At 33.4% G+C, this 14,005-nt stretch carries 15 protein-coding genes and 1 pseudogene; all 16 read left to right on the top strand.

Annotation, left to right across the window (positions count from 1 at the left end):
• The coding region (locus tag Q428_RS12270; RefSeq protein WP_207639973.1) for a GIY-YIG nuclease family protein at positions 1-341 on the top strand (341 nt) is incomplete at its 5' end.
• A gap of 47 nt (positions 342-388) precedes the next feature.
• Positions 389-841, top strand: coding sequence for a DUF4275 family protein (locus Q428_RS12265; RefSeq protein ID WP_011838213.1), 453 nt, complete (start codon positions 389-391; stop codon positions 839-841).
• A gap of 128 nt (positions 842-969) precedes the next feature.
• Positions 970-1,293, top strand: a complete 324-nt coding sequence (locus Q428_RS12260) for a hypothetical protein (protein WP_011838212.1) — start codon at positions 970-972, stop codon at positions 1,291-1,293.
• A 68-nt stretch (positions 1,294-1,361) separates the two neighbouring features.
• Positions 1,362-1,487: a hypothetical protein gene (locus Q428_RS16440; protein WP_278244916.1), complete on the top strand. Its 126-nt coding sequence runs from the start codon at positions 1,362-1,364 to the stop codon at positions 1,485-1,487.
• A gap of 15 nt (positions 1,488-1,502) precedes the next feature.
• On the top strand, positions 1,503-3,782 hold the full coding sequence (locus Q428_RS12255) for a phage tail tape measure protein (RefSeq protein ID WP_011838211.1): 2,280 nt from the start codon (positions 1,503-1,505) through the stop codon (positions 3,780-3,782).
• Entirely contained in the window at positions 3,782-4,486 is a 705-nt protein-coding gene (locus tag Q428_RS12250) for a distal tail protein Dit (RefSeq protein ID WP_011838210.1), read from the top strand. Before Q428_RS12255 ends, Q428_RS12250 begins: the two co-directional genes overlap by 1 nt.
• A complete protein-coding gene (locus Q428_RS12245; protein WP_242847839.1) occupies positions 4,477-6,390 on the top strand; it encodes a phage tail spike protein in 1,914 nt (637 codons plus the stop codon). Before Q428_RS12250 ends, Q428_RS12245 begins: the two co-directional genes overlap by 10 nt.
• Before the next feature lie 12 nt (positions 6,391-6,402).
• Positions 6,403-7,560: a hypothetical protein gene (locus tag Q428_RS12240; RefSeq protein ID WP_011838208.1), complete on the top strand. Its 1,158-nt coding sequence runs from the start codon at positions 6,403-6,405 to the stop codon at positions 7,558-7,560.
• Positions 7,561-7,571: 11 nt separating this feature from the next.
• Positions 7,572-9,260 carry a hypothetical protein gene (locus Q428_RS12235; protein ID WP_011838207.1) on the top strand — a complete coding sequence of 563 codons (1,689 nt, stop codon included), beginning with the start codon at positions 7,572-7,574 and terminating at the stop codon, positions 9,258-9,260.
• Positions 9,261-9,276: 16 nt separating this feature from the next.
• Positions 9,277-9,687, top strand: a complete 411-nt coding sequence (locus tag Q428_RS12230; protein ID WP_011838206.1) for a phage holin family protein — start codon at positions 9,277-9,279, stop codon at positions 9,685-9,687.
• Positions 9,680-10,069, top strand: a complete 390-nt coding sequence (locus Q428_RS12225) for a hypothetical protein (protein WP_035381360.1) — start codon at positions 9,680-9,682, stop codon at positions 10,067-10,069. Before Q428_RS12230 ends, Q428_RS12225 begins: the two co-directional genes overlap by 8 nt.
• Positions 10,024-10,164 (top strand): hypothetical protein, encoded by a 141-nt coding sequence (locus Q428_RS16695; RefSeq protein ID WP_084478352.1) that lies wholly within the window; start codon positions 10,024-10,026, stop codon positions 10,162-10,164. Before Q428_RS12225 ends, Q428_RS16695 begins: the two co-directional genes overlap by 46 nt.
• Before the next feature lie 19 nt (positions 10,165-10,183).
• Entirely contained in the window at positions 10,184-10,855 is a 672-nt protein-coding gene (locus tag Q428_RS12220) for an N-acetylmuramoyl-L-alanine amidase (protein ID WP_011838204.1), read from the top strand.
• Positions 10,856-10,955: 100 nt separating this feature from the next.
• Positions 10,956-12,245: a recombinase family protein gene (locus Q428_RS12215; protein WP_084478348.1), complete on the top strand. Its 1,290-nt coding sequence runs from the start codon at positions 10,956-10,958 to the stop codon at positions 12,243-12,245.
• Positions 12,190-13,518 (top strand): recombinase family protein, encoded by a 1,329-nt coding sequence (locus tag Q428_RS12210; RefSeq protein WP_084478350.1) that lies wholly within the window; start codon positions 12,190-12,192, stop codon positions 13,516-13,518. The genes Q428_RS12215 and Q428_RS12210 overlap by 56 nt, the downstream gene beginning before the upstream one ends.
• Before the next feature lie 214 nt (positions 13,519-13,732).
• Positions 13,733-13,882, top strand: a pseudogene (locus Q428_RS16690) (recombinase family protein); the annotation flags it as partial.
• Between the last annotated feature and the right edge of the window lie 123 nt (positions 13,883-14,005).

Raw genomic sequence — 14,005 nt, 5'->3', positions numbered from 1 at the left:
CAAAGGGGGATAAAATGGAATTAAAAACTGTAAAATATAATTATTGTAATCTAGTTTCTAATAAACAAGATATACAAAAATTTAAAGAAGAAATTTCGGTTTCAAATATCATATACTTATTTTATAATAATTCTGAATGTTTATATATTGGAGAAACAGGTACTTCATTAAACGATAGATGTTATAAGCATACTCCAAAAGAGTCGGACAAACCTTGGTTTAAAGAAGGTAATTTAATTCATATTATAAAGTTAGATGAAAAAATTGATATTATTGCTAGACAAGCACTTGAATCCTCTTTTATCTTAGCATATCGTCCTAAATACAATAAAAAAGGCTGATAAATTTACAATTTTATTATTGAGTTAATCTAAAGGTTGGTGAAGAGATGGAACTTAATATGAGTATAAATGAGATACTTAAAAATAAAAGTATTAAGGTGATTGAAGTTCCTAAATGGGGGACTTTTTTACGAAAGCAATGGGAGAATGTTTTTGCAAATCATTTGAGTCATAATGAAAAGAAAGAAATTTTTATGTACGATGACGATGGTTTTTGTGGATATTTATGGCATGTATTCAGCTTCGAAAAAAGAGTTTGTTTGAAAGAGCAAGAAGCAGAAACGGCTTTTAATAATGAACGGAAAAATTCCTGTTATATTTTTTACCAACATACAGATGATGTTTTTATTGTTGAAGAGGCAGCTAACTTGAATGCAAATGATTTGTTGAATGAATTTGATGTTTATGTTGTAGACAAAGAATTTAACTGGACTTATGTAAAAACACACGAAACTGGGTGGTGCGGTCCTTATTTTAGTTATAGAGATACAAAAGCTTAAGTAATTATTTTGATACATAGTTAAGAACAATATTTATACTAATGTATCAACATTAAAGTATTTTTAATTAGCAGGGAAATAAGCATCCCTGTTTTTTTATACCCAAAATCCAGAAAGGAGCTGATTATATGAAAGCATCAGAACTGAAAAATAAAGGTATTAAAATTACTATAGGAAACAAAGAGTATGAACTTAAATTTGATATGAATACATTCTGTGAATTAGAAGAGATCTATGGAGATATCAATGAAGCTTTTGAAGATTTACAGAATAGAAAACTAAAGGCAATAAGAGCACTTATTTATTCAGCAATTAAGGCTGCAGATGAAAGTGTAACCTTAAAAGAAGTAGGAAAAATGTTAACTTTAAGTGATATGGAGAAATTAGGCACTGCAATTAATGAAGCATTGGTAATAGCAATGCCAGAAGTAACTGAAAACATGGGGGAATAGAAAGCCACACTGATTCCGAAGGTTGGGATTGGGAGTGGCTTTTCTATTTAGGAACAAACCTTTTAAAAATGACAGAGGAGCAATTTTGGCACAGTACACCTAAGAAGTTACAAGCGCTTTTTAATGTATACAAGAGAGTAAATGGAATTGAGGAAGAAGAGGAGCTTGATTATATAGATAACATTATTTTCTAGCAGGGAGGTGAGATGATGGCAAGAGATGCAAATACCGTAGTTGCAAGGGTAGGACTTGATGATAGAGGTTTTCAAGAAGGTGTAGCAAAAATTCAAAGAAGTCTAAAGGTTGTTCAAAGTGAATTTGCAGCAGCTTCTTCTAAGCTTGGTGATTTTGGCAAATCTGAAGAAGGACTAAGACTTAAATCAGATACCTTAAATAAACAGATAGAACTTCAGAAGGATAAAGTTGCGGCATTAGAAAAAGCATATCAAAAGAGTGTAGAAACAAAGGGTGAAGATGCAAAGGCTACTGAAAATCTTAAAATTAAGCTTAATTATGCTACAGCAGAACTAAATAAAATGGAGAATGAGCTGAAAGAGGCAACAAGAGAACTTAAGGAAAAAAGCTCGGCTTGGTATAAGCTGTCTGAAAGCATGAATAGTGCAGGAGAAAAGATGAAATCTGTAGGAGATAAGATGTCTTCTATAGGAAGTAAGCTTTCTACTGCTGTAACACTTCCTTTAGTTGGAATAGGAACTGCTGCAACAAAAATGGCTATGGATGCAGTGGAATCTGAAAATCTCTTTGAAGTAGCTATGGGTTCAATGGCAGGCGATGCAAGAAAGTGGTCAGAAGAAACCTCAAAAGCTCTAGGACTCAATGCTTTCAATGTAAGAAAAAATGTAGCAACTTATAATGCCATGCTTACCTCTATGGGGTTAACTTCACAAGAGTCATTAAAGATGTCAGAAGGATTAACTCAGCTTTCCTATGATATGGCTTCTTTCTATAACTTAAAACCAGAAGAGGCATTTGAGAAATTAAAATCTGGTATTAGTGGAGAGGCAGAACCACTTAAAGCTTTAGGTATATTAGTTAATGATAATACAATTAAAACCTATGCTTATTCTCATGGAATTGCAAAGCAGGGTGAACAGCTTACTGAAGCACAAAAGGTTCAAGCAAGGTATGGTGCTATAATGGAAGCTACAAAAAATGCTCAAGGTGACCTTGCAAGAACTATGGATTCACCAACCAATAAGCTTAGAGTTATGAAAGAGCAAACACAGCAGCTTGGCATTCAGTTTGGACAACTTTTAATTCCTATACTTGAAAAACTAATGAACACTATAAAACCTCTTTTAGATAAGTTCCAAGGGCTATCAAAGGAACAGCAAGAAACAATTATTAAAATCGGATTAGTAGTTGCAGCAATAGGTCCAGTAATCATGATTATAGGTAAGGTAATAAGTATTGCAGGAACTCTTTCTACTGTAATTGGAACAGTGAGTGGAGCAATGGCAGCAGCAGGTGGTGCATCTGGAGCCTTAGGAGCTGCTTTTGCAGCAATAACTGGTCCAGTTGGCATTGCAGTAGCGGCTATTACAGGTCTTATTGCTATTTTTGTAGCCTTATACAAAAATAATGAGGACTTTAGGAATTCAGTAAATACAGTATGGAATGGAGTTAAAGCTTTAATAAGTGGTGTCATTGAAAGCTTAAAGGCTATGTTTCAAGCCTTTATTACCTTAGCAAATCAAATATGGAAAAAGTATGGTGATGATTTTGTAAAGATAATAACAACTGCTTTTAATTTAGTAGCAACTATTGTAAATACCACACTTAAAGCCATTCAAGATGTTATAAAAATAGTTACCAGTGCAATAAAAGGTGATTGGAAGGGTGTATGGGAAGGAATAAAAAATCTTACCTCTGACTTATGGAATGGAATAAAGAATGTGATAAAATCAGCCATTGATTTAGTTAAAGGAACTATAAAAACAGAATTTGAATTTATCAAAGGCATAATCTTAGGAATATGGAATGGCATTAAAGGAATAACTTCAGCAGTTTGGAATGAGATAAAATCAGCTATTGAAAATCCAATAAATGCAGCAAAGAATGCTGTAGGTAATGCTATAAATGCAATTAAAGGATTTTTCAGCAATCTACATTTACCAGAAATAAAAATACCTAAAATAAAACTTCCTCATTTTAGTATTGAGGGAGAGTTTAGTTTGAAACCTCCAAGTGTACCTTACCTAGGTGTAGATTGGTATGCGAAGGGTGGTATATTTAATAGACCTAGTATAATCGGTGTCGGTGAAGCAGGAACTGAAGCTGTACTTCCTATAGATAGGTTAGATGAGCTTATGGCAAGGGCAATTGAAAAAGCAAAAGGAGGAAGTGGAAGCGGATTAACACTTCATATAGAAAATTTCATTAATAATTCAGATAAGGATATAGAGCAGCTTGCCTATGAGCTTGAATTTTACAGGCAGAGAGTTTCAATGGGAAGGGGTGGTGCTTAATGCTTAGTTTCAATTTTGGTGGAAAAAATAGTTATAGTGATTATGGCATTATTATTTCTAAAAGACCATCTCTGCCATCTCCTAAAAGAAGAGTATCATATATTGATATTCCAGGGCGAGACTCAAGCTTAAGATATGATGAAGGAACTTATGAAGATATAACAATTGCAGTTGAATGCAGTATTAAAGGTAATAACATAGCTGAAAAGCTAGATAATATAAAGGCATGGCTTTTTTCAGCAGGAGAAAGTGATTTAATATTTAGTTTTCAAGATGATAAAAAATATAAAGCACAAGTAGTTAATGCTATAGATTTTAAACAAGTATTCAAATACACATCTGTTTTTCCAATTATATTTAATTGCAGACCCTTTAAATACGCTGTGCAGAATAACATATTTACTATTACTGAAAATGGAGCTTCAATAATAAATCCAGGAACACTTAAAAGTGAACCTATAATATCAGTTTATGGTTCTGGGAAGGTAAGCCTTAAGGTTAATGAAACTACTGTAAACTTGAATGATATAACAGGAAAAATCATATTAGATTCAGTCATTCAAGATGCCTATAATGATGCAGGAGATAACTTAAACAGTAAAGTAAATGGTGATTTCATAACATTAAAAACAGGTTCTAATAAATTTGATTGGACAGGTAGTGTTTCAAAAATAGAAATTGTTCCAAATTGGCGGTGGTTATAATGATCTATGTATATGATAAGAAGACAACTAGAGGAAACTTTGACAATAATGGGCTTGCTGTTTTAGATGAATGCCTTATGGCTGAGATAAATGAAGAGTTAAATGGAGATTATAGTTTAGAAATTGAATACCCTGCTCAATCTAAAAAAGCACAGTATTTAGAGGAACTCAATATTATTAAAGCTGATGGACAGCTTTTTAGAATATATAAAGTAGAGAGAACACAGGATAAAATAAGTAAAGTTAAGGTATGGGCAAGACATATATTCTATGATCTTGCCTTTTATTTTATAGAATCAGCAAAGGTGCTTAATGCAAATATGAAAGAAGCTCTTGAAGCAAGCATACCGCCCGAACTTCAAGGGTTGTTTTTATTCAAGGCATTAGAAGAGAATTTAGCACCTTTTGCTGTTAAAGAGGTTAATGCAGTAGATGCTATTTTTAGACTTATTGAAATTTATGGTGGAGAACTTTTTAGAGATAACTTTAATATAGAGATAAAAGAGTCCATTGGTGAAAACAATGGAATTTTAATAAAATACGGTAAAAACATAAATGGAATGAAGGTTATTGAGGATACCAGTGAACTTGCTACAAGGATATATGCAGTAGGAGCAAATAATTTATTGTTGCCAGAAAGATATATAGAAGTAGAGGGAGAAAGAGCAAAATTACTTCCCTATCCCATAACCAAAAGGGTTGAGTTTAAGGAATGCAAGGATGTAGAAAGCCTTAGAGCAAGGGCAGAAGAATATGCTGAAAAGGCTGCAAGTCCAAAGGTATTTATAACAATAGATTTTATGGAGCTAAGTAAGACAGAAGAGTATAAAAATTATAGTCATCTTACTAAAGTAAGTGTTGGTGATTTTGTAAAGGTAAGAAATGAAAAGATAGCTGTAACTACTGATTTAAGAGTTATAAAGAAAAAGACAGACCTTATAAATCCTATAAATACAAAGATAGAGCTTGGTGATCCTTTAAACACAATTATTGAAAAGCTGGATACCAGTAAGCTTTTAGAGGAAATAAACAGTGCAATAAGCGGTACTTTAAGCAGTGTAATAATCAAGAAAAACAGCGATACTATAACAATCAGCACTAGCAGCTATCCAGCAATGATTATAGGAATAACAACAAAAGCAGATACAAACTTAAATTGTAATATCACCATGACAGGGAAAGCTAGTGCAGACTGCACATTAACAATTCTGTTTTCCTTAGATGGAAAATACTACGATTTTAAGCCAATTCAAAAGTTAGCATCAGGAGATAATGTTATAGGATTGCCCCTTCCAATGCCACAGGTAACGGCAGGAGACCATACTTTTATGGTAGAGATGAAGGTTTCAAATGGAACATTTACAATTGAAAAGAATAATCTGCAGGTAAGTATTGAGGGAAGAGACTTAGAGGGTGGACTAAGTGCAAGTATACCAAGGGCAGAGATTGTTTATACTTTCCTTTATAATTTGTTCAATATCAAGATTGGAACATACAGTTTTAATACAGGACACAGTTTTAAGTATTATTTAGACAACAATGTGAGTGGAGTAGATAGCTATAGTCTTGAGAATTTCAATACAAGATTTAATATTGCTGCTATATCTCATGGAAACCCAAAGTTAACCTTAAATGTAATGGGAATTATAGAAGAGTTTAATAACAGTAAATCAAGCAGCTATGCTTTTGACGCCGATTGGGTTGAGTTTAGTTCTGACTACGATAAAAACAAAGATGGAACCTATGACTTTTATAATAGGGTAACAATAAAGGAGCCCATTTTAAAAAGAGAAGGCGGATATATTGAGGACTTAGGAAATGGCGTAATTTATGCTGCAAATGTGCGGGATACAACACTTTATAAGGATTTGATTGCAATAAATGCATATCTTAAGCAAGGTTAGGGGGAGAGGATAATGCCAGTTATAAATCAAATGTCCCTTCCAAAAGGAAATGCAGGAATGACACTTTATGGTACAAGAAATGATGATAGTACAGTAACTCTTCCTGACATTGGTTTTAACTTTAATTACAATGGTTTAGCCATAAGACAGCTTTACACAAGCGGTAATACCTGGGTAGGCTTTGGGGGAGCATCAGAACATCTTTGTATTAACAGAAGAGATGCCAGCTATAATAACCTTTATTATGCCAGTGAAGTAGAATACAGCACAAAGCTTTTCAGAATAAGGTTTGAAGGAAACAGTTCCTATAGCAACTGGGGCAGCAATGACCTTATTTGGGAACTTTCTATTTTTGAAACTGGAGTAATAAGGCTTGTTGTTGAGAAGATACCTAATAACGGCACAAATAGTTTTGTAAATCCAAATGTAGGCACTCAATCATTGGCATTAACAGCGGGAAAATCATATATTTTCACTCCATCAGACCCACTGGGTAAAAATTACATAGTGCAGGAAGGTTCATATATTCCATGTATAACAAAATTTCTTATGGTGGATAATGAAGGAGTGAAAAACTATCAAGGTAGTACATGGGTTAAAATTGGAGATTTACCTCTTACAGAAGAAATGTTTAAAACCTACGGCGTTGATACTCTTCCTGCTTCCATGGCAGGACTTTCAGGCACTTCACCTGCTCTTTATATCTATACTGATAATCCAGATGTTAAGGCAAATAAAAATAGCAATAGATTCTTTATTGAAAAGACAGTAACAAGTAAGCCAAAGGTAATTATTCAAAACTATGATTTTAACATACATGATGGGAAAAGCATAAATAAACTTGAAGCAATTGTTCAGTACACTAAGAAAGATTCAAATTTAAATGATGTTACAACCAATGGCAGAATTAGAATAGCTTTAAGTGTTGATTCGGGATTAAGCTGGCTTACCTATAATATCAATACATCAAGCTTTGAAAGTATTGATATTATAGATTCTGCTGCATTTCTTGTAAATGGGATAAATCCTACAATACTTACAAGTTTAGATTATGCAGCTTTAAATACAATGATTGCTCAAAATAGGAAACTGAGGTTTGCTTATATTTTAGAAAAACCTACATTAAATGATGTGTGTAAATTAAGGAAGATGAAAATTCTTTACAACTGAGGGGTGATGATATGTTTATTGAGGGACAGCCTTACGAAAGTATTGCTTACAATAAAGATTTGCTTACAGGTGAGATTTCTGAAAGTAAAAAGAGTAAAAGACAGAGGGGCATTAAAGGAAAGGTTTTATTAGAACTTTTTAATGCAGAAACTAAGGAGAAAATAAGAGAGGCATACACAGAAAACTTAATACCGGATTTATATTTTAAAGATACATTTTTAGGACATTTTGTTCAAGGTATTATGGGTGCAGGAAATACAAGAAGATGTGATAATTACAGCTGGTTTGAATACTTATACTTAACTGATAATGATAAGCCGGAAAATGTTAATGAGCAAAGGGTTATGGGAAATATTATAGGGTTTGCCCATAGAAATAATACTTACTCTGGAAATGATACAAGGCGTGGAACTATAAATAGAGCAGAATCAAAATTTGAAGTTACAGATTCTAAAATAAAGATGAATTTTGTATTTGACTTTCCAACCCATGCGGCAAACGGTAAAATTGAAAGTATTTACTGGGCAGAGGGTGACCCTGATAATAAGGATTATTTTTATGCGGGAACCGCAATCTATGGAAGGGAAACAGCAGATTCAGATTATGCTGTATATAATACTACAAATCCTAAAAGGTATTGGGCAGTGAATACTTTATTTTCTTATGCAAGAACTATAAAATTTACAAGTCCAACAAAGGGATGGATATTAGCAGATTCAAGGGATACAAACATAACACAGTCAAGCTATATTCAATTTCCAGACAGCTTAAAAGGACAATGGCTTATGATTCCATTTGATATAAATACAAATGATGTTGTGTTTTGGGATAAGGTGGTTAAACTTTTAAATTCAGATGGAAATGCCTTAAATATTGACAGTAGTCATGCAGTAAGAAAATACGATGGACTTAGTCATGTATGCCCGTATATTCAACCAGATGGAGAGCTTATTTTTATTGGGTATTACCTTTACAGCATAAATAGTGAAAGATATATGAGAATATATAAGTGGACAAAGGTAGGAGTTCAATTAAGCTATGTTGATATAAATATGAGCCAAAGTTTTAAGGATACAGCATATAACGTACCTTTCACATATAGAACAGTTTCTAGTGATGGAATTTATCTTGATGGTTGCATTGATATTATTGGATACACCTCAAGAACAGACAGCCAATTTAATGAAACTGTTTATACAAACAGATGGATTAGAGTAGATGCCGCAGGAAACAAGGTTCAGGATATGAATATTAAACCTAAGATTGGTAATAGCACTTGGTTTGGAAATAAGGGTATGGATAGTGGAAATATTGAGAGAAGATGCTATGTTTATAATTTTTATAGAAGTGCCAATAGAATTTATTTATATTACACAAGCACTCAAGGGGGTACAAGCTTTTATCAAGTTATAACTCCTCAAGGGAATTTACTGGAAGCCTATAAAATGTATTTTAGTTTTCCAAATGGTTATGGTAATTATTATTATCATAATATCCTTGGTACTGACAGATGGATAAGCAGATACACTTATGCTTATAACAACTATGTTCAATTATGTATCCAAGCCCTTTTAACAAGCAGACCTATTGGAGCACATACCAAGCTTGCACAGCCTGTTGAAAAAACTGAAGCAAATACAATGAAAGTTCAGTATATGTTTGAAGTAGATTTAATTAACTATGGAGAAGATTTTTATTAGAGTGGAGGGATTTACAGTGAAAAATTCAATTAATTTTATTCAGGCAGTATTTGCTGCCATTGGCGGCTATATTGGCTGGCTTTTAGGAGGGGTTGATGGCTTTATGTATGCACTGATTACCTTTGTTGTAATTGATTATGTAACAGGTCTCATGGTAGCAGTGCTGGAAAGAAAGCTGTCAAGTGAGGTAGGATTCAGAGGGATATTTAAGAAAGTTTTAATTTTTGTAATGGTGGGCATAGGAAATATAGTAGATGTTCATTTGATTAAAAACGGTAGTGCGATTCGTACTGCTGTTATTTTTTTCTACATTTCCAATGAAGGAATAAGCATTATAGAGAACTCTGCTAAGATAGGCTTACCAATACCAGAGAAACTAAAGGATGTTTTAAAACAGCTAAATAAGGAGGATGATAAGGTTGACTAAGATAAAAAGATATTGTCAATGGTGTGATGATGAGTTCTATGTATATAAGTCCCAAATACGAAATAATGGAGGTAAATTTTGTTCAAAGTCGTGTAGGATGTCATATAGAAATAAAATAGATAATCCAGCTTGGCAATCAGAAGTTAGATTAAAAATAAGTGTTAATCATGCAGATGTATCAGGAAAAAATAATCCTATGTATGGAAAGAAAGGTTCTTTAGCACCTAGTTATATAGATGGACGCAGTTTCATCTCAGGTGATGTCTGGCGTAGGATAGCACTTGCAAATAAGCTAAAAGATGTGAAGTTTGTGGGAAAGAAGAAGAAGGTACACGTCTGCACATTCATCATAAAGATAAGAATAGAAATAATAACAATTTAAATAATCTACAAGTTGTATGTGCTAGATGCCATAACAATATTTTACACCCAAGGAGAAGAGATTCCTTGGGTCGTTTTATTGAGGGGGTGGTTTAAATGCCAAGGATTATAATGATTGATCCTGGCCATTAACGGTGGCCAAGATTCAGGGGCAGTATATAAGGGAAGAAAGGAAAGCAATGATGTTCTAAGCATAGGCAGAGCTGTAGCAGCAGAGGTAAGAAGGCATGGAGTTACAGTTGATGAAACAAGAACTTCAGATGCCACAGTAAGCCTTAATGAGAGAAGTGCTTTTGAAAATAGGAATAACTATGATTACTTCATTTCTTTTCATAGGAATGCTTATGATCCAGAAAAGGCAAAAGGTGTTGAAACATACACATATTTAAATGGAGGAGCAAAATCAAAAGCATTAGCACAAAGGATACAAACATCACTTGCAGCATTAGGATTTACAGATAGAGGAGTTAAGGAAGCTAACTATCATGTATTAAGAGAAACCAAGGCTCCAGCAGTGTTAATAGAGATAGGTTTTATTGATAACACAGGAGATAATATTTTATTTGATTCAAAGAGAAATGAAATAGTTAAGGCTATAACTAAAGCAGTTCTTGCACAATTAGGTATTGGTTATATTGAACCTTCAGCAAAAGCTCAAGTAGAAAACGAGCAGACTCTTTACAGGGTTATGGCAGGTTCATATAAGTCAAGAGAAAATGCTGAAAAGCAGGTGCAAAGGCTTAGGGCAGCAGGGTTTGATGCTGTAATTATGATATTTAATAAGTAGCCGTTAATTAAAGTAGCGGCTTTTCTTTTGTTTAGCTTGACTTCTATCACCTTTAGAGTGATGTATAGTAGTACCAAATTGATAGAAGGAAGGATATAGAATGCGTGTTAGGATTATTGAACCTGTAAAAAAGAAGGAAAATAAAAAGAAAAGAGTTTGTGCTTATGCAAGAGTTTCAACCGGCAGTGATGCTCAAGGTGAATCTTTAGAAAATCAAATCCAGTATTATGAAAATCTGATTTCAAATAATCCTGATTACGAATATGCAGGTGTATTTGCTGATAGAGGAATTACCGGCACTACAGATAATAGACCAGAGTTTCAAAGAATGCTTAATCTTGCAAAAGAAGGGAAAATAGACTTAATCATCACCAAATCTATCTCAAGATTTGCAAGGAATACAGCAATAATGCTTCAAGTAGTAAGAGAACTAAAGGACATTGGTGTAGAAATAATATTTGAAAAAGAGAATATCAGAACTTTATCAGGGGATGGAGAGCTTATGCTAACCGTCCTCTCTTCTTTTGCCCAGGAAGAAAGTAAAAATATCAGTGATAACTTAAAGTGGAGGGTAAAAAAGAAGTTTGAACGAGGAGAGCTGATTATAAATACCACAAGATTTTTAGGTTATGACAAGGATGAATACGGCGATTTAGTTATAAACCCAAAAGAAGCAGAAATAGTTAAAAGAATATTTGAAGATTATTTAAAAGGCAAAGGAACATTTACCATAGCCAAAGAATTAAATGAAGATAAAGTGCCTACTGTTGCAGGCGGCAGATGGCAGGAAAGTACAATTTTAAATATCCTCAAGAATGAAAAATACAAGGGAGATGCCATACTTCAAAAGTATTACACACCAGACCATCTGAGAAAAGTAAGTGTTAGAAATGAAGGCGTAATTGACAGCTATTATATTGAAGATAATCACTCTCCCATAGTTTCAAGAGAAATGTGGGAGCAGGTTCAGATAGAAATTGCAAGAAGAGCAAAGGCAAAAGGAAATAAAGCAGGAGATACAAAAAAATATACAAACAGATATCCATTAACAGGAATGCTTTTCTGCAGTAAATGCGGCTCTACTCTAAGGAGAAGAACTTGGAACAGCAAATTAAATTGCAGAAAGATTGTATGGCAGTGCAGTAATTATATTAAAAACGGAAAAGACGCCTGCAGTGGAACATCAATTGATGATGAGGTTATAAGCAGGCTTAATATAGAAGAACCAATAATTGTAAGGGAGGAAGTTAAGGATGGCAAGAAATATTACACTTATACCTGCAAGAGCAAACAGAAACAATCTGGCAGAGCAGATACAGCCGCAGAAAAAGAGAATGGCAGCTTATTGCAGGGTATCAACAGACCAATCAGAACAGTTATCAAGCTATGAAGCACAGGTAGCATATTATACATCCTATATAACAAATCATCCAGATTATGAATGTGCAGGAATTTATGCCGATGAAGGAATTTCAGGAACAAACACTAAAAAGCGTGAGCAGTTTAATAAAATGATTGAGGATTGCAAAGCAGGAAAAATAGATATGATTATAACCAAGTCTATAAGCAGATTCGCAAGAAATACACTTGATACTTTAAACTACGTAAGACAGCTTAAGGAATTAGGCATTGGAGTAATATTTGAGAAGGAAAACATCAACACTTTAGATTCTAAAGGAGAAGTACTGCTTACAATCTTAAGTTCCCTTGCTCAAGACGAGTCAAGAAGTATAAGTGAAAATTCTACATGGGGCATAAGGAGAAGATTTGAACAGGGAAAGCTTCATATAAATCATAATAAATTTTTGGGCTATGATAAAGATGAAGAAGGTAACCTTGTAATAAATGAAAAACAGGCTAAAATTGTAAGAAGAATTTATAAAGATTACCTTGATGGTAAAGGTCCAAATAGAATTGCAAGAGAACTTGAAGAAGAAGGTGTTCCTAACTGGAATGGGAAACCTAAGTGGTATGAAAGCAGTATAAGAAAGATTTTAAGTAATGAAAAATATAAGGGAGATGCACTTCTTCAAAAAACGTACACCATTGATTTTTTAACCAAAAAAAGAGCAGTAAATAATGGGGAAGTTCCAATGTATTATGTAGAAGAAAGCCACCCTGCAATTATTGATAAAGAAATGCATACTGCAGTACAGCTTGAAATGGAGAGAAGAAGAGCTTTTGCAGAAAAATATAACATCAGTAAACTTGATTATGCTACAGTTGATAATCCCTTTGCAGGAAGAATTATCTGCGGACACTGTGGCAGTACCTTTGGGAGAAAGGTATGGAACTCTACAGATGAAAGGCTAAGAAGGGTTGTTTGGAGATGTAATAAAAAATATGAAACAAAGGGAAAAAAGAGCTGTGAAAACAAGCATATAAATGATAAGGTTTTGTATCAAGCTTTTGTAAATACCTTTAATGCTATGGTTGAAAATAAGGAATACTTTATGGAGAAGTGGAAGGAAGGACTTAAAAGTGATAACTTGCTTAAAAGATATAAGGCAAGGCAGTTTATTGAAATTTTAAAGGATGCAAAGATAGTAGAGGAGTTTGATGTTGATATGTATTTTAGAATAATAGAGAAAATGACAGTATTTGATGGAAAAAAGATAATAGTGAGTTTGCTTGATAGCACGGAGATTGAAGTTGCAATTTAATAAAGGAATTTGAGGGAAGTTGAGAAGGGTGTAGCAATTTTATACAGATTTTTCATTTTAAATAAAGACATGGTATTAGATCACTTTTTGTCATTTGGTGTCGTAAAATTTTACCAAAGAAATTATTGACATTTTTGTTATGGGGGGTAAAATTACAAATGTAGACAAGTTGTCTATGCTGGAACAGAAAAGCAAAGGAGAATGCGTTGTTTAAAAGACATATACAGTTGATTTTTTAACCAAAAAGAGAGCAGTAAACAACGGAGAAGTTCCAATGTATTATGTAGAAGAGAGTCATCCTGCAATAATAGATAAAGAAATGTGGGAGGCAGTACAGCTTGAAATAGAGAGAAGACGAGCCATTGCATTGCTGAGAAATATAACATTAATTGAGCGTGAATTAAAATAAGCTTAATTGGGAAATTTTATTGAAAAATTTTTTGATATAAAAAAGTGTTTACAGTTTAATACAGTGTGATATAATATT

Origin of the sequence: Fervidicella metallireducens AeB, from assembly GCF_000601455.1 — a bacterium.
Taxonomy (GTDB): domain Bacteria; phylum Bacillota; class Clostridia; order Clostridiales; family Caloramatoraceae; genus Fervidicella; species Fervidicella metallireducens.
Note: the sequence above shows the minus strand (reverse complement) of the source record. Positions and strands in the feature narration are given on the sequence as shown.